The sequence below is a fragment of the Saccharopolyspora spinosa NRRL 18395 genome (assembly GCF_000194155.1).
GTDB lineage: Bacteria > Actinomycetota > Actinomycetes > Mycobacteriales > Pseudonocardiaceae > Saccharopolyspora > Saccharopolyspora spinosa.
The window spans coordinates 370062-394480 of sequence record NZ_GL877878.1; the positions used below are offsets into that span (position 1 = coordinate 370062).

The 24419-nt window shown below is 70.3% G+C and carries 21 protein-coding genes; 18 read left to right on the forward strand and 3 right to left on the reverse strand.

Annotation, left to right across the window (positions count from 1 at the left end; all coding sequences use genetic code 11):
• Positions 1-37: 37 nt before the first annotated feature.
• The gene (gene smc / locus SSPN_RS42020) at positions 38-3685 is read left to right on the forward strand and encodes a chromosome segregation protein SMC (protein WP_010305891.1); all 3648 of its coding nucleotides are present in this window, start codon (positions 38-40) and stop codon (positions 3683-3685) included.
• A 247-nt stretch (positions 3686-3932) separates the two neighbouring features.
• Here the strand turns inward: smc and SSPN_RS42025 are convergent, their stop codons facing one another.
• Complete coding sequence (locus tag SSPN_RS42025; protein ID WP_143539746.1) at positions 3933-4232, reverse strand: hypothetical protein; 300 nt, start codon at positions 4230-4232, stop codon at positions 3933-3935.
• A 247-nt stretch (positions 4233-4479) separates the two neighbouring features.
• Here SSPN_RS42025 and SSPN_RS0101880 point away from each other — a divergent pair, with 247 nt between their 5' ends.
• Positions 4480-5136, forward strand: coding sequence for a hypothetical protein (locus SSPN_RS0101880; RefSeq protein WP_010305900.1), 657 nt, complete (start codon positions 4480-4482; stop codon positions 5134-5136).
• 79 nt (positions 5137-5215) lie between these two features.
• Here the strand turns inward: SSPN_RS0101880 and SSPN_RS0101885 are convergent, their stop codons facing one another.
• Both SSPN_RS0101885 and SSPN_RS0101890 read right to left on the reverse strand, forming a co-directional pair.
• On the reverse strand, positions 5216-6724 hold the full coding sequence (locus SSPN_RS0101885; RefSeq protein WP_010305905.1) for a sodium:solute symporter: 1509 nt from the start codon (positions 6722-6724) through the stop codon (positions 5216-5218).
• Positions 6725-6733: 9 nt separating this feature from the next.
• Positions 6734-7933, reverse strand: a complete 1200-nt coding sequence (locus SSPN_RS0101890; protein WP_237710417.1) for an anhydro-N-acetylmuramic acid kinase — start codon at positions 7931-7933, stop codon at positions 6734-6736.
• Between the two features lie 147 nt (positions 7934-8080).
• On the opposite strand from SSPN_RS0101890, the gene ftsY reads away from it, so the two are divergent.
• From ftsY to rplS, 16 genes are all read left to right on the forward strand, one after another.
• Positions 8081-9520: a signal recognition particle-docking protein FtsY gene (gene ftsY, locus SSPN_RS0101895; RefSeq protein ID WP_202798844.1), complete on the forward strand. Its 1440-nt coding sequence runs from the start codon at positions 8081-8083 to the stop codon at positions 9518-9520.
• A 202-nt stretch (positions 9521-9722) separates the two neighbouring features.
• A complete protein-coding gene (locus tag SSPN_RS0101900; RefSeq protein WP_029534871.1) occupies positions 9723-10412 on the forward strand; it encodes a FadR/GntR family transcriptional regulator in 690 nt (229 codons plus the stop codon).
• The gene (locus tag SSPN_RS0101905; RefSeq protein WP_010305918.1) at positions 10409-11629 is read left to right on the forward strand and encodes a CynX/NimT family MFS transporter; all 1221 of its coding nucleotides are present in this window, start codon (positions 10409-10411) and stop codon (positions 11627-11629) included. Before SSPN_RS0101900 ends, SSPN_RS0101905 begins: the two co-directional genes overlap by 4 nt.
• Positions 11630-11751: 122 nt before the next feature.
• Positions 11752-13089, forward strand: a complete 1338-nt coding sequence (locus tag SSPN_RS0101910) for an ammonium transporter (RefSeq protein ID WP_010305921.1) — start codon at positions 11752-11754, stop codon at positions 13087-13089.
• Positions 13086-13424, forward strand: coding sequence for a P-II family nitrogen regulator (locus SSPN_RS0101915; protein WP_010305925.1), 339 nt, complete (start codon positions 13086-13088; stop codon positions 13422-13424). Before SSPN_RS0101910 ends, SSPN_RS0101915 begins: the two co-directional genes overlap by 4 nt.
• A gap of 773 nt (positions 13425-14197) precedes the next feature.
• Positions 14198-14782 (forward strand): AAA family ATPase, encoded by a 585-nt coding sequence (locus tag SSPN_RS0101920; protein WP_029534872.1) that lies wholly within the window; start codon positions 14198-14200, stop codon positions 14780-14782.
• 307 nt (positions 14783-15089) lie between these two features.
• Complete coding sequence (locus tag SSPN_RS0101925; RefSeq protein WP_010305932.1) at positions 15090-16820, forward strand: DEAD/DEAH box helicase; 1731 nt, start codon at positions 15090-15092, stop codon at positions 16818-16820.
• A 200-nt stretch (positions 16821-17020) separates the two neighbouring features.
• Positions 17021-18565 carry a signal recognition particle protein gene (gene ffh, locus SSPN_RS0101930; RefSeq protein WP_010305936.1) on the forward strand — a complete coding sequence of 515 codons (1545 nt, stop codon included), beginning with the start codon at positions 17021-17023 and terminating at the stop codon, positions 18563-18565.
• Positions 18562-19638, forward strand: coding sequence for a metal-dependent hydrolase family protein (locus tag SSPN_RS0101935; protein WP_010305941.1), 1077 nt, complete (start codon positions 18562-18564; stop codon positions 19636-19638). The genes ffh and SSPN_RS0101935 overlap by 4 nt, the downstream gene beginning before the upstream one ends.
• Positions 19639-19840: 202 nt before the next feature.
• Complete coding sequence (locus SSPN_RS0101940; protein WP_010305945.1) at positions 19841-20695, forward strand: CPBP family intramembrane glutamic endopeptidase; 855 nt, start codon at positions 19841-19843, stop codon at positions 20693-20695.
• 108 nt (positions 20696-20803) lie between these two features.
• Complete coding sequence (locus tag SSPN_RS0101945; RefSeq protein ID WP_010305948.1) at positions 20804-21559, forward strand: CPBP family intramembrane glutamic endopeptidase; 756 nt, start codon at positions 20804-20806, stop codon at positions 21557-21559.
• A 189-nt stretch (positions 21560-21748) separates the two neighbouring features.
• On the forward strand, positions 21749-22201 hold the full coding sequence (rpsP, locus tag SSPN_RS0101950; RefSeq protein ID WP_010305950.1) for a 30S ribosomal protein S16: 453 nt from the start codon (positions 21749-21751) through the stop codon (positions 22199-22201).
• The gene (locus SSPN_RS0101955; RefSeq protein ID WP_010305954.1) at positions 22198-22437 is read left to right on the forward strand and encodes an RNA-binding protein; all 240 of its coding nucleotides are present in this window, start codon (positions 22198-22200) and stop codon (positions 22435-22437) included. The genes rpsP and SSPN_RS0101955 overlap by 4 nt, the downstream gene beginning before the upstream one ends.
• 8 nt (positions 22438-22445) lie before the next feature.
• Positions 22446-22985 (forward strand): ribosome maturation factor RimM, encoded by a 540-nt coding sequence (gene rimM, locus SSPN_RS0101960; protein ID WP_010305958.1) that lies wholly within the window; start codon positions 22446-22448, stop codon positions 22983-22985.
• A gap of 72 nt (positions 22986-23057) precedes the next feature.
• Complete coding sequence (trmD, locus tag SSPN_RS0101965; protein WP_010305960.1) at positions 23058-23864, forward strand: tRNA (guanosine(37)-N1)-methyltransferase TrmD; 807 nt, start codon at positions 23058-23060, stop codon at positions 23862-23864.
• Positions 23865-24057: 193 nt separating this feature from the next.
• Positions 24058-24417: a 50S ribosomal protein L19 gene (gene rplS, locus SSPN_RS0101970; protein ID WP_010305964.1), complete on the forward strand. Its 360-nt coding sequence runs from the start codon at positions 24058-24060 to the stop codon at positions 24415-24417.
• Positions 24418-24419: the final 2 nt, after the last annotated feature.

Here is a 24419-nt window from a genome sequence, read left to right on the forward strand (position 1 = left end):
GTCAACCAGACGAACCACGGGAAGGTCAATCGCAGCCGTGCACCTGAAGAGCCTGACGCTGAAGGGGTTCAAGTCCTTCGCCTCGGCCACCACGCTGCGCTTCGAACCCGGCATCACCTGCGTCGTCGGCCCGAACGGCTCGGGCAAGTCCAACGTGCTCGACGCACTGACCTGGGTGATGGGCGAGCAGGGTGCGAAGGCGCTGCGCGGCGGCAAGATGGAAGACGTGATCTTCGCGGGCACCGCGGGCCGCGCCCCGCTGGGCCGCGCCGAGGTCACGCTGACCATCGACAACTCCGACGGCGCGCTGCCGATCGAGTACACCGAGGTGTCCATCACCCGCCGGATGTTCCGCGACGGCGCCAGCGAGTACGAGATCAACGGCAACTCGTGCCGGCTGATGGACGTGCAGGAACTGCTGTCGGACTCCGGCATCGGCCGCGAGATGCACGTCATCGTCGGGCAGGGCCAGCTTGCCACGATCCTGCAGGCCAAGCCCGACGAGCACCGCAGGCTCATCGAAGAGGCCGCGGGCGTGCTGAAACACCGCAAGCGCAAAGAGAAAGCGCTGCGCAAGCTCGACGCGATGCAGGCCAACCTGACCCGGTTGACCGACCTGACCAGCGAGCTGCGCCGCCAGCTCAAGCCGCTCGGCAAGCAGGCCGAGATCGCGCGCAAGGCGCAGACCGTGCAGGCCGATCTGCGGGACGCCCGGCTGCGCCTCATCGCCGATGACCTGGTCACCGCCCGCGCCGACCTGGCCCGCGACGAGGCAGACCAGGAAGCCGCGCGGACCAAGCGCACCGAGGTCGAGCGTGCGCTGCAGTTCGCGCAGTCCGAGGAGAAGAACCTCGAAGAGCAGGTCGCCGCCGACGCGCCGCGGCTGTCCCGCGCGCAGGAGACCTGGTACCGGCTGTCCGCGCTGGAAGAACGCTTGCACGGCACGCTGCGGCTGGCCGCCGAACGCCACCGGCACCTCACCGCCCAGACCGAGGAGCACCGCCCGGGCCGCGACCCGGACCAGCTCGACGCCGAGGCCGAAGAGGCCGCCGAGGAGGAGATCGAGCTCCGTGAGCAGGTCGAAGAGGCTCGCGAGGCGCTCAACGAGGTGGTGCAGCGCCGGTCTGAGCTGGAATCCGCGCTGAAGCAGGCCGAGCACGCGCACCTGGCCGCGGTGCGGGCGATCGCCGACCACCGCGAAGGTGCCGCCCGGTTGTCCGGGCAGGTCGAGTCGTTGCGCGGCAAGGTCAGCGACACCGGGGAGGAGATCGAGCGGCTGTCGGACTCGCTGGACGAAGCCACCGCGCGGGCCGAAGAAGCCGAGCGCGCGCTGGCCGACGCCGAAGAGGAGAGCGGCGGCTACGACTCCGACGACGCTGGACTGGAGGAACGCCGCGAAGGCGCGGCCGAAGCGCGCGACGCCGCGCGGGCCCGCGTCGAGGAGTTGGTGAAGGCCGAGCGGACCGCGGAGCGGGAGATCGCGTCCTGGAAGGCGCGCGTCGAGGCGCTGTCGATGGGCTTGCAGCGCAAGGACGGCGCGGGCGCACTCATGTCGGCAGGGGACAGGGTGCCGGGCCTGCTCGGCTCGGTGGCGGCGCTGCTCACCGTCGAACCTGGCGCGGAGGCCGCGCTCGCCGCGGCGCTGGGCGCCGTCGCCGACGCCGTCGCGGTTCGCGGCGTCACCGACGCTGTGATGGCCCTCGAACTGCTCAAGGCGGACGAAGCGGGCCGCGCGGGGCTGCTCATCGAATCCGCTGTGGAGCTGGATAGGTCGGGTTGGCCGCAGCTCGCCGGCTCGGCGCGCTGGGCTGCCGACCTGGTCAGCGCCCAGGACGGGTTGCGCGGCGCCGTGGCGAAAGCGCTCGACAAGGTCGCGGTCGTGGACACGCTGGCCGCCGCCCAGGAACTCGTGCAGCGGCACCCCGAAATCCGCGCCGTCACCACCAGCGGCGATGTCCTCGGCGCGCACTGGGCCACCGGCGGCTCCGACGACCGGCAGAGCACCATCGAGGTGCAAGCCGCCGTCGACGAAGCCGAACGCGAGCTCGCCGCCGCCGGGCGACGCCTGGAACAGCACTCCGCGGCGCTGGAAGGCGCGCGAGCCGAAGAAGAAGCGCGGCGCGCCGAAGTCCGCGCCGTGCAGGAGCAGATCAACGACGCCAAGGTGCGGCGAGCCCGCAGCACCGAACGGCTGTCCAGCCTGCAACGCGCGGCCCGCGCCGCCACCGCCGAGGTCGACCGGATCCGGCAGCAGCGGGTGAAGATCGAGCAGTCCCGCGAACAATCCCTCGTCAAGCTCGCGGAACTCGAAGAACGCCTGAGCATCGTCAAAACCGAACAGGACGAGGCGGCGGAACCCGACACCGGCGAACGCGACCGGCTCAGCACCGAGTTGAACGCGGTGCGGCAACAGGAAATGGACGCCCGCCTCACCCAGCGCACCGCCGAAGAGCGGGCGCGCGCGGTGCAGGGACGTGCCGATCAACTGCGCCGCGCAGCCCGCCACGAGCGCGAAGCGCGCGCCCGCGCGGAAGCGGCGCGCAAGGCGCGGGAACGCGCAGCGCGCGTGACGCAGGCTGTTGTCACCGGCTGCGAGACAGCGCTGGAGCGCATCGCGCAATCGCTGAGCGCCGCGACGGAGGAGCGGGACGTCGCGCAGGCGAAGCAGAGCGAGCACGAGCAGGCGCTCGGCGCCGTGCGAGCGCGAGTGCGCGAGCTCAGCGGGGAGCTGGAGAAGCTGACCGATGCGGTGCACCGCGACGAAGTCGTGCGTGCGGAGCAGCGGTTGCGGATCGAGCAGCTGGAAACCAAGATCATCGAGGACTTCGGGATCGGGCTGGACGACCTGGTCGACGAATACGGCCCCACCGTGCCGATTCCGCCGGGACCCGCCGAGATCGCCGAGTACGAGGCGGCCAAGGAGCGCGGCGAGGAGGTCAGCGCGCCGCCGCCGGTGCCGTTCGACCGGGCCACCCAGGAGCGCCGCGCCAAGCGCGCCGAGAAGGACCTTTCCCTGTTGGGCAAGGTGAACCCGCTGGCGCTGGAGGAATTCGCCGCGCTGGAGGAGCGCTACAAGTTCCTCTCCACCCAGCTCGAAGACCTCAAGGACAGCCGCCGCGACCTGCTCAGCGTCGTCAAGGAGGTCGACGACAAGATCCTCGAGGTCTTCACCTCCGCCTTCCACGACGTGGCGAGGGAATTCGAGACGGTCTTCACGGTCCTGTTCCCCGGCGGCGACGGGCGGCTGATGCTCACCGACGAGAACGACCTGCTGAACACCGGCGTCGAGGTCGAGGCCCGGCCGCCGGGAAAAAAGGTCAAGCGCCTGTCGCTGCTGTCCGGTGGCGAGAAGTCGCTGACCGCGGTGGCCATGCTGGTGTCGATCTTCCGTGCCCGCCCGTCGCCGTTCTACGTGATGGACGAGGTCGAGGCGGCGCTGGACGACACCAACCTGCGGCGCCTGATCACGCTGCTCGACCAGCTGCGCACGACCTCCCAGCTGATCATCATCACGCACCAGAAGCCGACTATGGAGATCGCCGACGCCCTGTACGGCGTGACGATGCGCGGCGACGGCATCACGCAGGTGATTTCCCAACGCCTGCGCGGTGATTCCGACAAGCAGCGCAAGGACGCCCCAGACGAGCCAGCCGAAGGAGATGTCGCGGCGGTGCTGGACTCCTGAGCGGAGGCGGGGTTTTCGCTGTTCCACGTCCCGCTCGTTGTGCACCGACCGCCGGCACCCTGCGCTGTCCACAACTTCATCAGCTGGCCAAGCAGGGTTTCTACGAGACGTCCGCGTGCGACGGGTGGAGCCCCGGAAGCCCGCAGGTGCTGCAGTGCGCTTCCGGGAGCCCGACAAGGGGCCAAGCGGATCGGTGCCGGTTCAGGCCCGACCACAGCCGGGACGAACCCCTGATCCCGCGTGGCGGTCAGCCAGCTGTGCCGAGGGCGTAGCCGACGCCGAAGGCGACGAGCGCCGCGACCAGTGCGAGGCCGAACGCCACCGACCAGCCCGGCTGCGCCTGCGGCCGACGGTCGCGCGACGGCTTCGACGGTGAAATCCGTTGCGGCGCAGCGCGATTCCACAACTCCGGCCACCCCAGTTCGGCCCGGCAGGGCGCGCACTCCCACAGATGGGTGCGCACCGTGAGCCACTCGACGTCGTCTAACGCGTCCGCGGAATACGCACCGAGCTTTGCCCGGAGGTCCGCATGATCGATGTTCTGCACCGCAACCCCCATCCGCAGCCACGCTGATCGTTTGGGTAGATCATCGACCTGGCGTGACTCCCGCTGAAGGCCCGGTGCCGGGCATTAGTGTGGTCAGCCACCTCGGTTTCAACACCCGGATCCGGATGCGGGACGATGTTCCGCGGTCCGGCATCGATCCTCGGGGGCAGATGTCGACCGGACACCGGGCGCGGATGTTCCCGCATCACCCCGAGTGCGGGGCCCCACCAGGTACAGGAGGCTTTCCATGACCAACCCGTACGGCCCCCCGCCGGGGCAGCAGCCATACCCGCCGCAGGGCCAGCCGATGCCACAGCCCGGTGGTTACGGTCCCCCGTCCGGTCCGATACCGCAGCCCGGTGGGTCCGGTCCGATACCGCAGCAGGGCGGCTACCCGCAGCCCCAGATGCAGCCGGGAATGCCGCCGCCCATGCCGCAGCAGGGCGGGTACCCGCCGCAGCCGCCGGCTCCGGTCGCGCCGCAGGGCCAACTGATGGCGCCGCCCCCGCCCGGCATGGGGCGCATCGTGATCGACTGCTCGTACTTCTGGCTCGCGTTCATGCTGATGTTCTTCAAACCGCAGGTCACCATCAACGGGCAGCCAGGGCCGATCTTGACCTGGGGCAAAACGCCGGTCGACCTGCCGCCCGGCCAGTACCAGATCGGGATCCACGTCAACTACCTGTGGCGGGTCGGCGAGGCGACCGCGGTCATCCCGGTCAACGCCGGCCAGCAGGTCGACGTCCACTACGCGGCGCCGGTGATCGTCTTCATGAACGGTGCCATCGGCCCGACCCCGCAGAAGGCGCCGGGCGTGGGCCTGGCCCTGGGGATCATGGGCGGCAGCCTGGCGCTGTGCTTCCTGATCATCCTGCTGTCGATCATCTCGGTCGCGGTCAGCTGAGCCGAGCGGCTGACTGGGGCCAGCGGCGCCCGTGAGTCTTTTGGGCTGCTGTGGCTGTCCCCAAAAGACTCACGGGTACTCACGCGTTGTCGACCCGCTGCACGGCGGCTTCGGTCGCCAGCCGGGGGTGGCGCAGCGACAGCAGCCCGCCCACCACGAGCGTCACGACGACGCCCAACGGCGTGTACCAGGGGAAGGCCAGCGCCTTCTCGCCGCCCTCGCCGTCGGGGAAGGTCACCCCGAACACGAAGAACAGCACCACCACGATCGTCGCCACGAACGCGATCACCGCATCCGACTGCCGGGCCCGCTTCGCCAGCAGCCCCAGCAGGAAAGCGCCCAGCAGCGCGCCGTAGGTGTAGCTGGCGATGCTCAGGCCGACCTCGACCACCGGGTTGTCGGTGCTGCTGAACATCGACGCGAACACCACGAACACCACGGCCCAGACGAGCGTCCAGCCCTTACCCATCCGCAGGATCGTCGAGTCGTCCAGCTTGTGCTTCGAAATCCGCTGGTAGAGGTCGCTGACCGTGGACGTGGACAGCGAGTTCAACGAGGACGCCAGGGTGCTCATCGCGGCGGCCAGGATGCCCGCGATCATCAGCCCGGAAAGCCCGGGCGGGAGATCGTTGACGATGAACTGCGGGAACAGCTCGTCCTTGCTGGCCATTCCGAGCTCGGCGGGCTTGGCACCGTTGAAGAACGACCACAGCATCGTGCCGATGAACAGGAACAGGGCGAACTGCAGGAACACCACGACGCCACTGGCGATCAGCGCTCGCTGACTGTCCCGGAGGTTCCGGCAGGCGAGCAGCCGCTGCACCATCAGCTGGTCGGCGCCGTGCGAGGCCATCGCGAACACGGCCCCGCCGATCACGGCGGTGAAGAACGCGTACTGGTCCGTGATGATCGACGAGCCGAAGTCCAGGAGCTCGAACTTGCCCGCGGCGAACGCGGTCGACATCCAGTCCCCGGGCAACCGGCCGGCGAGCACCACTGCGGCGAGGACCGCGCCGCCGACGTAGACCGCCATCTGGATGGCGTCGACCCACACCACGGCCTTGATGCCGCCGAGGTAGGTGTAGATCACCGTCATCGCCGACAGGATCAGCACGATCTGCCAGTACGCCATGTTCACGCCGAACGCGGCCAGCATCACCTTCACCGGGATCGCGGTGGCGAACAGCCGCAGCCCGTCGGCCAGCAGCCGGGTCACCAGGAACGTCACCGACGCGGTGCCCTGCAAACCGGAACCGAACCGCTGGCCGAGGAACTCGTAGGCGCTGACCAGGTTCCCGGCGTAGTACTTGGGCAGCAGCACGAACGCCACCACGATCCGGCCGATCAGGTACCCGATCGCGAGCTGCAGGTAGGTGAAGCTGCCGAGGTACGCCACCGTCGGCACGCTGATCACCGTCAGCGTCGAGGTCTCGGTGGCGACCACCGAGAAGCACACCGCCCACCAGGGCAGTTGGCGGCTACCGATGAAGTAGTCCTGCGAGCTGCGCTGCCGCCCGCTGAGCAGCAACCCGAGTACCGGCATCGCGACCAGGTACAACCCGATCACGATGAGGTCGACAGATCGCATTGGAGCCTCCTAGGCGGTGTGGCCGGGCTGCAGTCGCAGTCGCCTCGGCTGCTTGATGGCGGGTTCGGGCAAGCGCAGGGAACCGGAGCCCGGGGTGATGCTCCCCAGCAGCCGCGGTCCGGCGGCGCCGGTGGTGCCCGGTGTGTTGCCGGTGATGCCATGCCAGGTCAGGAATCCGAGCAGCGCCGTAAGGTGCGCTTCTTTGCTGTCGGCGGGCAGCCCGAGGTCGTCGCTGACGACCAGCGGGGCGTCCAGCCGACGGCGCAGGGCAGCCAGCAGGACGGGATTGCGCACCCCGCCGCCGGACGCGACGACCTTCGCCGCATGCTCGGTGCGGCAGGCGTCGGTGATGGTGCGCGCGGTGAGCTCGGTCAGCGTCGCCAGCAGGTCGCCATCGCCGACCTCGTCGGGCAGCTCGTCCAGCGTCCGGGCCAGGTAATCGGCGTTGAAGTGCTCCTTGCCGGTCGACTTCGGCGCTGGCCGCCGGTAGTAGCCGTCGGAGAGCAACAGTTCGAGCAGTTCGGGATGGACGGTGCCGGTCGCCGCGATGCGCCCGTCGGTGTCCTGCGGGGTACCGGTGATCTGTCCGGCCGCGAGGTCGATCAGCGCGTTGCCGGGGCCGGTGTCGTAGGCCAGCGGGCGTCGGCCGCCGACGACGGTGATGTTGGCGATGCCGCCGATGTTCAGGGCGATGGTCGTGCCGGGTTCGTCGGCCAGCCACAGCGCGTCGAACACGCCCGCCAGCGGGGCGCCCTGGCCGCCGGCGGCGACGTCCCGGGCGCGCAGGTCGGACACCACGGGCAGCCCGGTGGCCTCGGCGATCCACGCTGGCTGCCCGATCTGCAAGGTGCCGCGGACCCGTCCGCTGCCCTGGACCCAGTGGTAGATCGTCTGGCCCAGCGACGCGACGAGATCCGCGCGGCCTCCCGCGAGCTCCACCCCGAGGCGGGCCGCCGCCGCCAGCTGCTGGCCCACGTAGGTGTCGAGCCGGCACAGGTCTTCGGCGCTGCATGCGGCCGGCGGAAGCACGGCGAGCAGCTTCTCGCGCAGGACTTCCGGGTAGGGGAGAACGGTGGCTCCCAGCGGGCGGAGCTCCACGGTGTCGCCGTCCAGCCGCAGCTCGGCAGCTGCCACGTCGACGCCGTCCACCGACGTGCCGGAGAGCAGTCCGAGCACCCGCCACCAAGGCACGTATGTGGTGTATTCCACACCAGCCGGTAAATGCAAGCGTATCGCGGGCGTTGTTGGTGAATTGCTCACTTTGTGTGTCGGAATTTCCCGGTGCCCGGTTCGCACCCGGCGCGGCGGGCGGTGGCTGCGACGCGCCTGGTGCGCCGGGCGCGTTCCGGGGCCGGTATGACCAGGTGGGAGGATGGGTCCGTGACCACCTCAACCCTGATTCTGATCATCGTCGCCGTCGTGGTGGTGCTGGCGATCGCCGTGGTCGCCGGTGTCGTGCTCACCCGCCGGCGGCGGATCAGCCTGAGCGAACGGGACGAAAACGCCGGCCCGACAGCGGCCGTCAAGGGCGGCGGATATCGCGCCGACGGCGGAATCAGCCTGTCCAGCGGCGGCACCACGACGGCGGCCCCGCCGGAGCATCCTGCGGGCGAGCGCACCGAGGTGGAGGGCCAGCCCGGGGTAGGCGACGACGCGGCGGTGCCCCGCGACAGCGAGCGGCGCGGGATCGTGGACGTGCCGCTGCCGGACGGCTCGACGGCGACCGAAGAGGCACCGGTCGAGGAGCCTCCGGCGAAGGAACCGCCGGTCGAGGCCCCGCCGGTCGAGGTCCCGGAGCAGGAACGCGTCGAGCCGGTGCCGGAGCCAGCGCCCGCGGTGCCCGAGGAGATCGAGGAGATCGAGCCGACCTCGGGGCGGCTGGAGCGGCTGCGTGGCCGGCTCTCCCGCTCCCGGTCGACCTTCGGCCAGGGCCTGCTGGGCCTGCTCGGCGCGGGCGACCTCGACGAGGACTCCTGGGAGGAGATCGAGGACACCCTCCTGCTGGCCGACCTGGGCACGGCGACCACCACGGACATCACCGAGCGGCTGCGCACCGAGATCGCCACACGCGGCATCCGAACCCCGGACGAGGCGCGCGCGCTGCTGCGCGAGGTCCTGGTGGACGCCCTCGGCCAGGACATGGAGCGCGCGGTCCGGGCGCTGCCGCACGGCAACCCGGCCGACGGCGGGAAACCGGCCGTGGTGCTGGTCGTCGGGGTCAACGGCACCGGCAAGACCACCACCACCGGCAAGCTGGCGCGGGTGCTGGTCGCGGACGGGCGGACGGTGCTGCTCGGCGCGGCCGACACGTTCCGCGCCGCGGCCGTCGAGCAGCTCGCCACCTGGGGGCACCGGGTGGGCGCCGAGGTGGTGCGCGGAAAGGAAGGCGCCGACCCGGCGAGCGTGGCGTTCGAGGCGGTCAGTCGCGGTAGCGACACCGCGGTGGACGCGGTCCTGGTCGACACCGCGGGCCGGCTGCACACGAAGACGGGCCTGATGGACGAGCTGGGCAAGGTCAAGCGCGTCGTGGAGAAGAAGGCCCAGGTCGACGAGGTGCTTCTGGTGCTGGACGCGACCACGGGCCAGAACGGCCTGACGCAGGCGCGGGTGTTCTCCGATGTCGTCGACGTGACGGGCATCGTGCTGACCAAGCTCGACGGCACGGCCAAGGGCGGCATCGTTTTCCAGGTCCAGCGGGAGCTTGGTGTCCCGGTGAAGCTGGTGGGCCTCGGAGAAGGCCCGGACGACCTGGCGCCCTTCGAGCCAGGAGCCTTCGTGGACGCACTTCTGGACTGACCCACCGACACCGCGGCCCCCGCACCACCACCCTTCGGTGCGGGGGCTGTCTGCTGTCCGCACTACAGCCAGGCCCCGTCGATCTTCGGCACCGTTAGAAGGATCGCTGAAGCTGAATGCGCGGTGTCGGTGACCGGTTCCACTCTGCGGAATATTTGTCTGCCGACTGACGTCTGGCTTACGGTCTGCCGGAGGTGTTGGCATGCGGATGGTTGGGCATCGGTCTTCCGTGAACGAGGTCATCGCCGCTGTCAACGAGCAGCTGGTCGGTGGCGCTTGGGCTCCCGGCGAGCGGATTCCGACCGAGCTGGAACTGGTCGCCGAGCTCGGGGTGAGCCGGACCGTGATCCGGGAGGCCGTGCGGGCTCTGGTGCACCTCGGGCGGTTGGAGACCCGGCAGGGCGCCGGCACCTTCGTCGTGTCCACCGCCGACCCGGCGCCGATGCTTCGGCAGTTGCGGCTGGCCGAGGTGCGGGACGTCTTCGAGGTTCAGCTCGCCTACGACGTGCAGGCCGCGCGGCTGGCCGCCGTGCGTCGCGACGACGCGGACGTTCGTCAGCTGCGCGAGTTGCTCGAACTGCGTGACCGCGCGGACTCTCCCGACGCCTTTGCCGCCGCCGATGTCGACTTCCACGTCGCGATCGTGGCGGCGGCGCGCAACCCGCTGCTCTCGGAGATGTACCGCTACCTGAGCGAACGACTCCAGGAAAGCCTGAAGACGCTCCGCGCGGACTCCGCGCTGACCGAAGGCGGGCCGATCACGCATCGCGCGCTGCTGGACGCGATCGTCGAGGGAGCCCCGGAGGCCGCCGCGGCCGCCGCGCATGCCGTGATCCAGCCGAGCCTGACGTCTCTCGGCGGCGTTCTCGACGGGAGGGGAAACGAGCAGTGAGCACCCGAGTCCAGCAGCCGAAGGCCCCTCCGGTGGGCACCGCCGCGGCGGCCACCCTGGTCCTGGTCGTGCTGGTGGCGCTGGCGCTGCGACCGCCGTTCACCGCGGTCGCACCGCTGTTGGAGCAGATCCAGCTGGACCTGGGGGTGTCGAACACCTTCGGCGGCGTGCTGACCACGTTGCCCGTGGTGTGCCTGGGGGCGTTCGCGTTCGTCGCGCCGAAGCTCCGGCAGCGATTCGGCGACGAGAAGGTGCTGGTCGGCTGCCTGCTGGTGCTGCTGGTCGGCGACTCGCTGCGCGCGCTGGGGTCGATCTGGACGCTGCTGGCCGGCACGGTCGTGGCCGGGGCCGGGATCGCCGTGGCGAACGTGGCGCTGCCGGGCCTGATCAAGCGGGACTTCCCGCACAAGGTGCCGATGATCACGGCGGTCTACACCATGTGCCTGACGCTGGGCGGCGCGATCGCGGCCAGCGTGGTCGTGCCGATCGGCGCCGCCTTGGCCTCCGCCTGGCGCGCTCCGCTCGGCTTGTTGGCCCTTCCCGTCCTGCTGGCCCTGGTGATCAGCCTCTTCGCGCTGCGGCGTAGCTCTGGCGCGCCGCCGCTGCCGTCGAGCGGTGGCCGGTTGTGGAACAACCCGCTGGCCTGGCAGGTCACCGTCTTTATGGGGGTGCAGTCGGCGATGGCCTACGTCACGTTCGGCTGGCTGCCGACGATGCTGCAGAGCCGGGGCATGGATCCCGAGCTCGCTGGCCTGGCGCTGGGCATCCAGGCGGCGGTGCAGGCCGTCGGCTCGATGAGCGTGCCCGTGCTGTGCCACCGGCTCCGCGACCAGCGCTTGATCGCCGTGGTGCTGACGGTGCTGCTCATGCTCGGCTTCACCGGCATCCTCGTCGGCCCGACCGCCGCGCTGTGGCCGGCGGTGGTCGGGCTCGGCCTGGCGCAGGGCGCGGGGTTCGGTTTGGCGCTGACGCTGTTCGGGCTGCGCTCGCCGGACAGCGACACCACGACGGCGCTGTCCGGGATGGCGCAGGGCGGCGGGTATCTCATCGCCGCCGCCGGCCCGCTCCTGATCGGGCTGCTGCACGAGGTGACCGGTGGCTGGATCGCGCCGCTGGTGCTGCTGCTGGCCTGTTCGGCGGCCTGGCTCTGGATGGGCCTGCTGGCCGGGCGGCCGGTCCAGGTGCCTTCGGTGATCGGCGACGAAACACCGCGGTGATCTCACAACACGGCTGTAACGCGCGGTGAGCCGGAATTCACGGTCGCGTTACCGCGAAACGGGTCGCCTGAAACAGGCATTCCGCAGGATGCGGGCCAACTCGGTCGGCATCGGGAGGCAATGTGAATTCAGGCGACACCGCATGGGTGCTCGTGAGCGCGGCGCTCGTCCTGCTCATGACCCCGGGTCTGGCGTTCTTCTACGGCGGCATGGTGCGTTCGCGCGGCGTGCTCAACATGCTGATGATGAGCCTCGGCAGCATCGGCGTGGTCGGCGTGCTGTGGGTGCTCATCGGCTACTCCACCGCGTTCGGCTCCGACATCGGCGGCGTCGGGCTGCTCGGCAACCCGGCGGAGTTCTTCGGGCTGAGCTCGCTGCTCGGCGAGGACCAGGTCTCCGGCACCATTCCGACGCTGGCGTTCGTCGGCTTCCAGGCGATGTTCGCGATCATCACCGTCGCGCTGATCTCCGGCGCGATCGCCGACCGGGCCCGCTTCGGCCCCTGGCTGCTGTTCGCCGGGCTGTGGGCCGTGGTCGTGTACTTCCCGGTCGCGCACTGGGTCTTCGCCTTCGACACGAAGGACGATGCGGGCAACGTGACCGCCGTCGGCGGCTGGATCGCCAACCGGTTGGCCGCGATTGACTTCGCCGGTGGCACCGCGGTGCACATCAACGCGGGTGCCGCCGCGTTGGCGCTGGCCCTGGTGCTCGGCAAGCGCCGGAGCTGGCCGAAGGACCCGGGCAAGCCGCACAACCTGCCGTTCGTGGTGCTCGGCGCGGGCCTGCTGTGGTTCGGCTGGTTCGGGTTCAACGCCGGATCGGCGCTGGCGGCCAACACCACCGCCGCGGTCACGCTGGTGAACACCCTGGTGGCGACCAGCGCCGCGATGCTCGGCTGGTTGCTCGCCGAGCGCATCCGCGACGGTCACGCCACCACGCTCGGCGCCGCCTCCGGCATCGTCGCGGGCCTCGTGGCGATCACCCCGGCCTGCTCCTCGGTGACCCCGCTGGGCGCGATCGCCGTCGGCGCGATCACCGGCGTGGTGTGCGCGCTGGCCGTCAGCCTCAAGTACAAGTTCGGCTACGACGACTCGCTGGACGTCGTCGGCGTGCACCTGGTCGGCGGCCTGATGGGCACCCTGCTGATCGGCCTGTTCGCCTCGTCGGCCGCCCCGGCCGGGGTCGACGGGCTGTTCTACGGCGGCGGGTTCGATCAGCTCTGGCGGCAGGCCGTCGGCGCGGTCGCGGTGCTCGCCTACTCCTTCGTGCTCAGCCTGGTGCTGGCGCTGCTGGTCAAGGCGGTCGTCGGGTTCCGGGTGAGCGCCGAGGACGAGTCCGTGGGCATCGACGAGACTGAGCACGCCGAGACCGCGTACCACTTCGGCGCCGAGCGTTCCGCGCGGCGCTCCGCGGTGCCGGCCGACGAGGTCGAACGCAAGCTGGAGGGCAGCCGCGCATGAAACTGGTGACCGCGATCGTTCAACCGTCCAAACTGGGCGACGTGAAGGACGCGCTGGAGCGGCTCGGGGTGCTGGGCATGACCGTCAGCCAGACGCAGGGCTACGGCCGCCAGAAGGGCCACACGGAGGTGTACCGGGGCGCCGAGTACGCGGTGGACTTCATCGAGAAGCTGCGGATCGAGGTCCTCATCGACGAGTCCAACGTGGACAAGGTGGTCGACGGGATCGTTACCGCCGCGCGCACCGGCCGGGTCGGCGACGGCAAGGTCTGGGTGACCTCGGTGGACACCGTGGTCCGGGTGCGCACCGGAGAAACCGGGGTCGAGGCGATCTGACCCGTTCCGGGCCGAGTTGAGGGCACCTCCGATCTCCAACGGGTCGGCGGTGCCCTTCGCATTTCGCCTGCTCAAGGCCGGTGAGTAGAGACTGTTCCGCTCGTCCTGCGTGGCGGTGCGGGTAGCGGACCTCAGACGCCGCCTGGCATCCGGTGTCCCGATTCGTGCATGTCCAACGTGGTTTCGGGGACTTGCCTCGCCAAGAGCCCCGACCGACGGGGTGGGCGCGGTCTGAGAACCCGCAGCAGTGCCAGTTGTGGGGGTGGGCCAAGCGCCTCCGGCGCTTCAAAGGCAAGGCCGACCCGTGAGTGGTTCAGGTGCTATGGCGCCGAGCAGCGCTCACGGGGTCCGAACAGGCCAAACGTCCGGTCCGTCGGTGTCGGGTGAGTGGATTTCGCGGATCGGGCGGTGGCGAGTGCGTAACACTACGCAGCCGCACTCAGGGGGCTTCACGGTCTCGCGGGGCCCCGCCAGGCGGCAGACTTCCAAGTGCGACGCGGTAGAGCAGAAAACCGGAGGGGGCCCCGCCCGTACTGGGGGTCGGGCGGGCAAACCGGGCTTCGCGGTCGCGTTTGGGGTCGCGTGGGTGGCCGGGGGGACACGGTCGCCCACGCGGGCCGGGTGCGATATCCCGTAGCGCCCAGGGGGATGGTGATGGTGCGGGAGGCGGCTCGTCCGGGGGGAGCGGGCCGCCTCCCGCTTCTCCGCGTTCGGTGGCGTTGCGCACTCGGGCGGCTGCCCAAGATCGATCAACGCGTAACCTCGATGTCGTCGTGGACATATCGGACGTACTTCCGCCGCCCGCCAGCCCGCCGCCGACGGTGCGCGTCGGCCGCCGCTCGCTCGTCGTCGTGGCCGGTCTGCCCGGCGCGGGCAAGAGCACGGTGCTCCGAAAGCTGCACGGCGGCAAGGACATCTCGACGCTGGATTCCGACCAGGTCCGCGCAAGGCTGCGCAAGGTCCTCCCGGCCCGCCTGCCGTACCGCTACTACCGCCCGCTGGTGCACGTGTTGCACCGAAGTCGCATCGCCTGGAAGTGCCTGCGCACGTCCGGTCCGGTCGTCGCGCATGAACCGGCCACCCGCGCCACGACCCGGTTGCTGCTGCTGATGTTCGGTTGGCTCACCGGTCGGCAGCGGGTGCTGGTGTGGCTGCACGCGGATGCGCGCGAGGCATTGGCCGGGCAGCAGGCACGCGGACGGCTAATCCGCTCCAGGTCGTTCCAACGGCACGTACTGCGGGCCGACCGGATGCACCACCGGCTGCGCGGCGGCGCTGCGCCGCACGGCTGGTACCGGGTGCACCTGTTCACCCGGAATCAAGTCGAGCACGGCCTCCGGCTGGACGTCGTGGCGTGACCTACGTCCCGTTGGGCCGGGCCACCGCCGCGCGCCCGGAACCCGATCGCTAGGCTAGGCGTCTGGCGCTGCGGCAGGAGGTCGTCGCGCCAGGCTGAGAAAGATCGAGCTGCGGGTGACTGGCAACAGGGTGTGCGTCCAGCTGAGCGCGCGGTTCGAAATGCGCAAGCGGCGCCGCCCCGTGGCGGTATGAGCTTCCGAGCCGACGCCTAGCCGATCCACCCCGGACCTCCCGGGCGGGCAGTGCAGGGCCGTTTCCGCAATCCATCAGCCCTTGCCGAGTCCACCGAGGAGACCCGCGTTTAGCATGCCGACCTTCGACGAACTTGATCTCGACCCGCGCGTCTGCCAGACGCTGACCGAGATCGGCTACGAGACCCCGTCGCCGATCCAGGAGAAGACCATCCCGCTGCTGCTGGAGGGCCGCGACGTGCTCGGCCTGGCCCAGACGGGCACCGGCAAGACCGCCGCGTTCGCGCTACCCATCCTGTCTCGGCTCGACCTGGACGCCGCCGGCCCGCAGGCCCTGGTGCTCGCGCCCACCCGCGAGCTGGCCATCCAGGTCTCCGAGGCGTTCCAGCGCTACGCCGCGCATATCCCCGGCTTCCACGTGCTGCCGATCTACGGCGGCACCAGCTACGGCCCGCAGCTCGCCGGCCTGCGCCGCGGCGCGCACGTCGTCGTCGGCACCCCCGGTCGGCTGATCGACCACCTGGAGAAGGGCTCGCTCGACCTGACCGGGCTCAAGAACCTGGTGCTTGACGAGGCCGACGAGATGCTGCGGATGGGCTTCATCGAGGACGTGGAGAAGATCCTGCAGTCCGTGCCGGCCAGTCGGCAGGTGGCGCTGTTCTCCGCGACCATGCCCGGCGCGATCCGCAAGATCAGCCAGAACTACCTCAACGAGCCGGTCGAGATCTCGGTCAAGACCAAGACCAGCACCGCGACCAACATCAACCAGCGGCACGTGCCGGTGCGCGCGGCGAACAAGCTGGACGCACTGACCCGGATCCTCGAAGTCGAGACCTTCGACGCGATGATCGTGTTCGTCCGCACCAAGCAGCTCACCGAGGAGCTCGCCGAGAAGCTGCAGGCCCGCGGCTTCAGCGCGGCCGCGATCAACGGCGACATCGCGCAGGCGCAGCGGGAGCGCACGATCGGCCACCTCCGGGACGGCAAGATCGACATCCTGGTGGCCACCGACGTCGCCGCCCGTGGCCTCGACGTCGAGCGCATCTCCCACGTGCTGAACTACGACATCCCCCACGACACCGAGTCGTACGTGCACCGCGTCGGCCGCACCGGCCGGGCCGGCCGCAGCGGGGAGGCGATCCTGTTCGTCTCGCCGCGCGAGCGCCACCTGCTGCGGTCCATCGAGCGGGCCACCCGCCAGCACATCCAGCAGATGGAGCTGCCCAGCATCGACGCGGTCAACGACCGGCGGCTGGCGAAGTTCGCCCAGAGCATCACCGACACCCTGGCCAAGGGCGGCCTGGAGGTGTTCCAGGACCTGGTGGCGGAGTACGAGCGAACCCACGACGTGCCGGCCACGGAGATCGCCGCAGCGCTGGCCGCTATGGCGCAGGGCGACCGGCCGCTGCTGCTGGACCCGGAGCCCGTTGAGCCGCCGGCCCGCCGCGGCGGGCCCTCCTTCGACGCGACCACCTCGGAGACCGAGACCTACCGGGTCGAGGTCGGCCGCCGCAACCGCGTCACCCCGCGGGCCCTGGTCGGGGCGCTGGCCAACGAGGGCGGCGTGCCCAGCAAGTACATCGGGCACATCGACATCCGCAACGAGCACACCCTGATCGAACTGCCCGCCGACCTGCCGGACGAACTGCTCAGCAAGCTGCGCACCACCCAGGTGGCCGGGCGGGGCCTGCGGATCAGCCGCGCCGACGGCGAGTTCATCAACCGCCGCCCGCGCCGCCCCGGTCGGGACCGGGATCGGGACAAGCCGCGGCCGCACCGCAAGGGCCAGCGCTCGCCGCAGTCCCGCTCGACGGGCAAGCGCCACGAGGACTACTCGCACAGCTGAGGTGTTCCGGGGGTTGATCGGTTTCACGTGAAATCGGCCAACCCCCGGGTTGCACCCGTTTCCCCTGAGTCCCGCGCCGAGGGGACGGTCGCGATTCCTCGCGAAGTTGCGCTCCCCGGCCCGCACCGGACCACTGGCCCGGCCGGTTACCCTCGCATAGGTACCCAGGCACATCCATCGACTCTGGAGCCCGTGAACCCGTGTTCGACACTCTCTCCGACCGGCTCACCTCGGTCCTGACGAACCTGCGCGGCAAGGGGCGGCTGTCCGATGCTGACATCGACGCCACCGCGCGGGAGATCCGCATCGCCCTCCTCGAAGCCGACGTGGCGCTTCCCGTGGTGCGCAGCTTCATCAAGGGTGTCAAGGATCGCGCCAAGGGTGCCGAGGTCTCGCAGGCGCTGAACCCGGCCCAGCAGGTCATCAAGATCGTCAACGAGGAACTGGTCATCATCCTCGGTGGCGAGACCCGTCGGCTGGAGTTCGCCAAGACGCCGCCGACCGTGATCATGCTGGCCGGTCTGCAGGGTTCCGGTAAGACCACGCTGGCCGGCAAGCTCGCCAAGTGGCTCGCCGGGCAGGGCCACACCCCGCTGCTCGTGGCCTGCGACCTGCAGCGCCCGAACGCGGTGAACCAGCTGCAGGTGGTCGGGGAGCGCGCCGGGGTACCGGTGTTCGCGCCGGAGCCCGGCAACGGTGTGGGCGACCCCGTCGAGGTGTCCCGCCGCAGCATCGACGAGGCCCGCCGGGCCCAGCACGACATCGTCATCGTCGACACCGCCGGCCGGCTGGGCATCGACGAAGAAATGATGAAGCAGGCCGCCGACATCCGGGACGCGATCACCCCGGACGAGATCCTGTTCGTGCTGGACGCGATGATCGGCCAGGACGCGGTGAACACCGCCGAGGCCTTCCGCGACGGCGTCGGGTTCTCCGGCGTGGTGCTGACCAAGCTCGACGGCGACGCCCGCGGTGGTGCCGCGCTGTCGGTCCGCGAGGTCACCGGGCAGCCGATCATGTTCGCCTCCAGCGGCGAGCAGTTGGCGGACTTCGACGTCTTCCACCCGGACCGGATGGCCAACCGGATCCTGGGCATGGGCGACCTGCTCACCCTCATCGAGCAGGCCGAGCAGGCCTTCGACCAGGAGCAGGCCGAGCAGGCCGCGCAGAAGCTGGGCACCGGCCAGCTCACCCTGGAGGACTTCCTGGAGCAGATGCAGGCGGTCCGCCGGATGGGCCCGCTGCAGAACCTGCTGGGGATGCTGCCGGGCGCAGGCCAGATGAAGGAGCAGCTGGCCAACTTCGACGAGAAGAGCCTGGACCGCATCCAGGCGATCATCTGCGGCATGACGCCCGCCGAGCGGGCCGACCCGAAGATCATCAACGCCTCCCGCCGGCAGCGCATCGCGCGTGGCTCAGGGGTGGCCATCAGCGAGATCAACGACCTGGTCAACCGCTTCTTCGAAGCCCGAAAGATGATGCAGCAAATGGCGGGCGGCTTCGGCTTCGGCGGCGGTGGCGGGAGCAAGAACCGCAGGGGCAAGAAGGGGAAGAAGGGCAAGAAGGGGCGCGGTCCGACCCAGCCCAAGGGCATGCGCGGCCTGCCTGGTGGCTTCCCCGGCCTGCCCCCGGGTGGCATGGGCATGCCCGGCGCAGGCCCGGACCTGTCCAAGCTGGAAGGCGGCATGAACGACCTGCCGCCCGGCTTCGACCCGTCGAAGCTGAACTTCGGCAAGAAGAAGTGACCGTCCTGCACCTGCGCGCCGTCGTGCTGCCCGACGGCGCGCACCGGGAGCTTTGGGTGCAGGACGGGCTGATCAGCCTGGATCCGGTGCCCGGCGCCGAGACCGTGTTCGACGGCGGTTTCGTGCTGCCCGGCCTGGTCGACGCGCACTGCCACGTCGGCATCGGCTCCCACGGCCCGGTGGAGCTCGACGAGGCCGCGGCGCAGGCGGAAGCGGACCGGGACGCCGGGACGCTGCTGATCCGCGACTGCGGCGCGCCGATCGACACCCGCCCGCTGCAGGAACGCGAGGACCTACCCAGGATCATCCGGGCCGGCAAGCACCTGGCGCGGCCCAAGCGCTACATCCCGCACCTGGGCGACCAACTGGAGCACCAGGAGCAGCTGCCCGCCGCGGTCGCCGAGCAGGCCGCCTACGGCGACGGGTGGATCAAGCTCGTCGGCGACTGGATCGACCGGTCGGTGGGCGACCTCGCGCCGCTGTGGAGCGACGAGGTGCTCGCCGAGGCGATCTCGACGGCGCACCGGCTGGGTGCCCGGGTCACCGCGCACGTCTTCGGCGAGGCGGCGCTGCCCGGCCTGATCGAGGCCGGGATCGACTGCATCGAGCACGGCACCGGCCTCACCGACGAGTCGGTCGAGCTGATGGCCCGGCACGGCACGGCGCTGGTGCCGACGCTGGTCAACGTCGAGAACTTCCCGTCCTTCGCGGCGGCCGCGACCAAGTACCCGACCTACGCGGCGCACATGACCGACCTCTACGAGCGGGCCGATCGAACGGTCGCGACGGCGATCGAGGCGGGCATCCCGGTGTACGCGGGCACCGATGCTGGTGGCGGCATCGCGCACGGCCTGCTGGCCGACGAGGTGCTCGCGTTGCACCGGGTCGGGATGTCCACCGAGCAGGCGCTGGGTGCGGCGTCGTGGGCGGCCCGCGAGTGGCTGGGTTGGTCCGGGCTGGAGCACGGCGCCCCGGCCGACCTGGTCTGTTACGACGAGGACCCGCGCAAGGACTTGGCGGTCCTGCGCCACCCGAAGCGGATCGTCCTGCGCGGCAACGTAGTCGGCGCATGACCCCTCGCCCAACGGGCGATTTTGGCCGAATGGAGAGCACCTTCGACCGGCGTGGCCGGGTGGCGGCCGGTCGAGGGTGCTCTTCGTCCTTCACACCGGCAGTTGCTTCCGGGCTCGATCTTCGATTCACCAGGTCATCGCGGGGTGCGCGGCCCAGCGCGTTCGTTGAGCACCTAGGGTGAAATCGTCGAGGGGAGCGAATGTGGGTGAGCTGCCCGAGCGAGAAGAGCCGGAGTTCCCGAAGTCACCCGAGGAGCCGGCCCAGCCGCCGTCGACGCCAGCCGCGCGGCCGATGCCCCCAGCTGAGGACACCACCGACGCGGACCTGCATCCGCGGTTCTGGGAGGCGCAGCTGGAGGCTGCCCGCCGCGGCTCCCTGGCCTGGGGTTTCGCGGCGTTCTTCATCGGCTACGGCGGCTACTACCTGGTCGTGCTGATCCTCCACGCGATCCGGCCGGCGCGCGCCAGCGGGTTCGACCCGACAGCGCCGCCCAACACTGGGCCGCTGTTGTTGCTGGCCTTCGCCCCGAACATCCTGCTCGGCCTGGTGCCCGCGATGTTCTCCTGGTGGCGCGGCAACGGGCTGCGCTCGGACTTCGGCATCCTGCCGAGACGGCGCGATTTCAAGGTGGGGCTGGCCTGCGGGGCCATCGCGCTGCTCGGTTCCTGGGTGCTGGCAGTGGTGATAATCGCCATCTCCGGGCCGCCCCCGGAGACCGATCTGACCCGGCTAATGCAGGGCGAGCGGACCGTTTGGCTGTTCCTGTTCGCGCTGTTCGCCTTCCTCGGCGCCCCGCTGACCGAGGAGCTGCTCATGCGTGGTGCGCTCTGGGGCGCACTGGAGCACTACCGCATCCCGAGGTACGCGATCCTGGTGTTGACCTCGTTGATCTTCGCGCTTATTCACCAAGAGGTGTGGCGCACGCCGGTGCTGTTCGTCGGCGGCCTGGCAATCGGGGCCGCGCGGATGATCACCGGCCGGGTGGCGGCGAGCATGATCGCGCACGCCACGAACAACTTCCTGCCCGCCTTGCTGCTGTTCGCCGTCGCCAGCTGAAAATCGCTGCCGTCGGCGGTACCGGCGGGTATAGCCTGGCGACTCCGCCGGCGTCCGCACGCCGAAATGATCAGGCAAGCGGTCGCCGATCGGCATCCCGGAGGCCCCGTGAACACACCGAAGCAGCCAGAGCCCGCTGCGAACGCATCGCTGCCGCCCACCCCGCCGGAGCCCGCGTTGGCTCGGACCCACCGGTGGGGGCTCGGCGCGTTCTTCTTCGCGCAGGCGATCTTCGTGCTGGTCTCGGTGACGCTCGCCGCCGCGCTGGGCAGCCCCGACAGCGTGACGCTGGTCGTGATGCTGGTGCTGCCGACGGTGCTGGCCGGGGCGGTGGCCGTGGTGATCACCGTGGTGCGCGGCAACGGCCCGCGACACGACTTCGGCCTCGAATGGCACTGGTCGGACGTCACCACCGGCCTGGCCATCGGGGGCGTCGGCCTGGTCACGACGACCATCGCCTCGATGCTGTGGATGAAGTGGATGGGCCCGGGCGAAGGGCAGTCCACGGTGAGCAGCCTGGTCGACGGGGTGCAGCTGCCACCGGCGCTGGCGGTGGTGATCTTCCTGCACATCTGGCTGGTGGCGCCGCTGTGCGAGGAGCTGCTCTACCGCGGGCTGCTCTGGGGCGCGATGGAACGGCTGCGTTGGAGCCAGCTGAACGTGTTCGTGCTCAGCACGGCGGTCTTCGCGATCGGCCACCTGGAGCCGGAGCGCACCGTGCTGCTGCTGGTGATCGCCATCCCGATCGGCGTGGCCCGGCTCGTCACCGGGCGGTTGATGGCGAGCGTGGTCGCGCACCAGGTGAACAACTTCCTGCCCGCGCTCGGCTTGCTGCTGGTCTCCCTCGGCCTGCTCCCGGCCTAGCGGTGCCTGCTGGCCCGGGTCCGCGGCAACGGCGGCCGCACTATCTGGCACAATTAGATGCTGTTCGCCGCGAGGGGTCCCTCTCACCGCTTGTGGCCCATTGACGTACGAGCATTCCATTCCGCTGCCCCACGCGGCTTGGGCATGCTCACCGGAGCACGAACGAGAGTCTGAGGAGCACCAGCACCCGTGGCTGTGAAGATCAAGCTCGCGCGGATCGGCAAGATCCGCGAGCCGCACTACCGCATCGTGGTCGCCGACGCCCGGACCCGCCGCAACGGCCGGGCCATCGAGACGATCGGGCAGTACCACCCGAAGCAGAACCCGAGCGGCATCATCGTCAACTCGGAGCGGGCGCAGTACTGGCTGGGTGTCGGCGCGCAGCCGACCGAACCGGTGCAGAACATCCTGGAGATCACCGGCGACTGGCAGAAGTTCAAGGGCCTGCCGGGTGCCGAGGGTCGGCTGAAGGTCGCCGAGCCGAAGCCGAGCAAGCAGGAGCTGTTCGAGGCCGCACTGGCCGCCGCCGGCGAGGAGCCCACCACCGAGGCCACCACCCCGAAGAAGAAGGGTGCGAAGAAGGCCGAGGACAAGGCTGAGGACAAGGCCGAAGAGCAGAAGTCCGAGGAAGGTCAGGCGTGACGGTCCTCGCGGACGCGCTTGAACACCTGGTGCGCGGCATCGTCGATAACCCCGACGATGTCCGCGTCCAGCTGCTCACGACCCGACGCGGTCGCACCCTCGAGGTGCACGTGAACCCGGACGACCTGGGCAAGGTCATCGGTCGCGGTGGGCGCACCGCGACGGCGCTGCGGACCGTGATGTCCGGCATCGGTGGGCGCGGCATCCGGGTCGACGTGGTCGACACCGACCGCTGAGCACGACCATGAACGAGCCTGAGCTGGAAACCCTGGCCGTCGGCCGCGTCGTGCGGCCGCACGGCATCCGGGGAGAACTCGTCGTCGAGGTGCTCACCGACAGCCCGGAGCTGCGGTTCGCTCCCGGCTCGGTGCTCGGGGTCCAGCGGCGCGGGGTGGTCCGCGCGCAGAACCTGACGGTGACAGCCGCCCGGCAGCACGCCGGGCGGCTGCTCGTGCGCGCGGAGGGCGTCGAGGGCCGGGAAGCCGCCGAGGACCTGCGCGGCGTGCTGCTCACGGTCCGCTCCGACGTCCTCGAACCGACCGGTGATCCGGACGAGTTCCACGACCACGAGCTGACCGGCCTGCGGGTCGAACTGGTCTCCGGCGACGAGGTGGGTGCGGTGGGCGAAGTGCTGCACACGCCCGCCGGCGAGCTACTGGCCGTGCGCACCGCCGACGGCCGGGAGGTCCTGGTGCCGTTCGTGGCCGAGATCGTGCCCGAGGTCGATCTCGCCGCCGGTCGCCTCGTCGTAGACCCGCCGGAAGGCCTGCTCGACGCGGAGTGACGCCGCACCCGGCAACAACAAGGCAAAACCGCCCTCGCCGTCCGGTGGGGGTGTTTCCTTTTCGAGGGCCCCATGCGCATCGACGTCATCACGATCTTCCCCGACTACCTGGCCCCGCTGCGGGAAGCGCTGCTGGGCAAGGCCATCGAACGCGAGCGGATCGCGGTCGGCGTGCACGACCTGCGGGACTGGACGCACGACGTGCACCGGGCCGTGGACGACAGCCCCTACGGCGGCGGCCCCGGCATGGTGATGAAGCCGGACGTCTGGGGCGCGGCGCTGGACGGTGTTTGTGGCGCTGCTGCGGCATCCGCTGACTCCCCCGCGCCGCGGCTGGTGGTGCCGACCCCGGCCGGGCGGCCGTTCGACCAGCGCACCGCCATCCGCTGGTCCGCCGAGCCCTGGCTGGTGTTCGCCTGCGGTCGCTACGAGGGCATCGACCAGCGGGTGATCGACGACGCCGCCACCAGGATGCCGGTGGAGGAGGTCTCCATCGGCGACTACGTGCTGGTCGGTGGTGAGGTCGCCGCGCTGGTCATGATCGAGGCGGTGGCCCGGCTGCTGCCAGGCGTGCTGGGCAACCCCCTGTCGGCCGAGCAGGACTCGTTCTCCGACGGCCTGCTGGAAGGCCCCTGCTACACCCGTCCCGAGGTGTGGCGCGGGCACGCCGTGCCGGACGTGCTGCGTTCCGGCAACCACGCCGCGATCGCCCGCTGGCGGCGCGATCAGGCGCTGGCCCGGACCTACCGGCGACGCCCAGATCTGCTGGCCGCGCTGCCGGCGGGGACCCTGGACGCGGCCGACCGCGAGCAACTCGATAAGCTGCGGGGGTCGGAGCATTCCGACGAGTCCCGGAATGCCGGAGACGCGCCGCGCTGACCCCCGCGTCGGTGGGGTCGGTTCAGACGCCGAAATGCGGATCTGGCACACTGGAACGGTTGATGCAGCCGAACGTCAGGTTCGGCGGGCTCACAAGCAAGTTCACCCCGTGTCAGGCGGTGCCCACCAGTAGGTCGGGTCATCGACATGCGAGAACACGGGTGCCTTCGACACGGATGAGGACGGACCACCGATGAACACCCTGGACGCGCTGGACGCCCAGTCGTTGCGTTCCGACATTCCGGCCTTCCGGCCTGGCGACACGCTGAAGGTCCACGTCCGCGTCATCGAGGGTTCGCGCGAGCGGATCCAGGTCTTCCAGGGCGTGGTCATCCGCCGGCAGGGCGGTGGCATCCGGGAGACCTTCACCGTGCGCAAGATTTCCTTCGGTGTCGGTGTGGAGCGGACGTTCCCGGTGCACACCCCGAACATCGCGCAGATCGAGGTCGTGGCGCGCGGTGACGTTCGGCGGGCGAAGCTGTACTACCTGCGCGAGCTGCGCGGCAAGAAGGCCAAGATCAAGGAGAAGCGCGAGACCGCGTCGGCTTCCTGATC

Coding starts and splice junctions, on each gene's coding strand:
- SSPN_RS0101880 (WP_010305900.1), top strand. CDS start 4,480: ATGACCAACCCGTACGGCCCCCCGCCGGGGCAGCAGCCATACCCGCCG.
- SSPN_RS0101885 (WP_010305905.1), bottom strand. CDS start 6,724: ATGCGATCTGTCGACCTCATCGTGATCGGGTTGTACCTGGTCGCGATG.
- ftsY (WP_202798844.1), top strand. CDS start 8,081: ATGACCAGGTGGGAGGATGGGTCCGTGACCACCTCAACCCTGATTCTG.
- SSPN_RS0101900 (WP_029534871.1), top strand. CDS start 9,723: ATGCGGATGGTTGGGCATCGGTCTTCCGTGAACGAGGTCATCGCCGCT.
- SSPN_RS0101915 (WP_010305925.1), top strand. CDS start 13,086: ATGAAACTGGTGACCGCGATCGTTCAACCGTCCAAACTGGGCGACGTG.
- SSPN_RS0101925 (WP_010305932.1), top strand. CDS start 15,090: ATGCCGACCTTCGACGAACTTGATCTCGACCCGCGCGTCTGCCAGACG.
- rimM (WP_010305958.1), top strand. CDS start 22,446: ATGAACGAGCCTGAGCTGGAAACCCTGGCCGTCGGCCGCGTCGTGCGG.
- trmD (WP_010305960.1), top strand. CDS start 23,058: ATGCGCATCGACGTCATCACGATCTTCCCCGACTACCTGGCCCCGCTG.
- rplS (WP_010305964.1), top strand. CDS start 24,058: ATGAACACCCTGGACGCGCTGGACGCCCAGTCGTTGCGTTCCGACATT.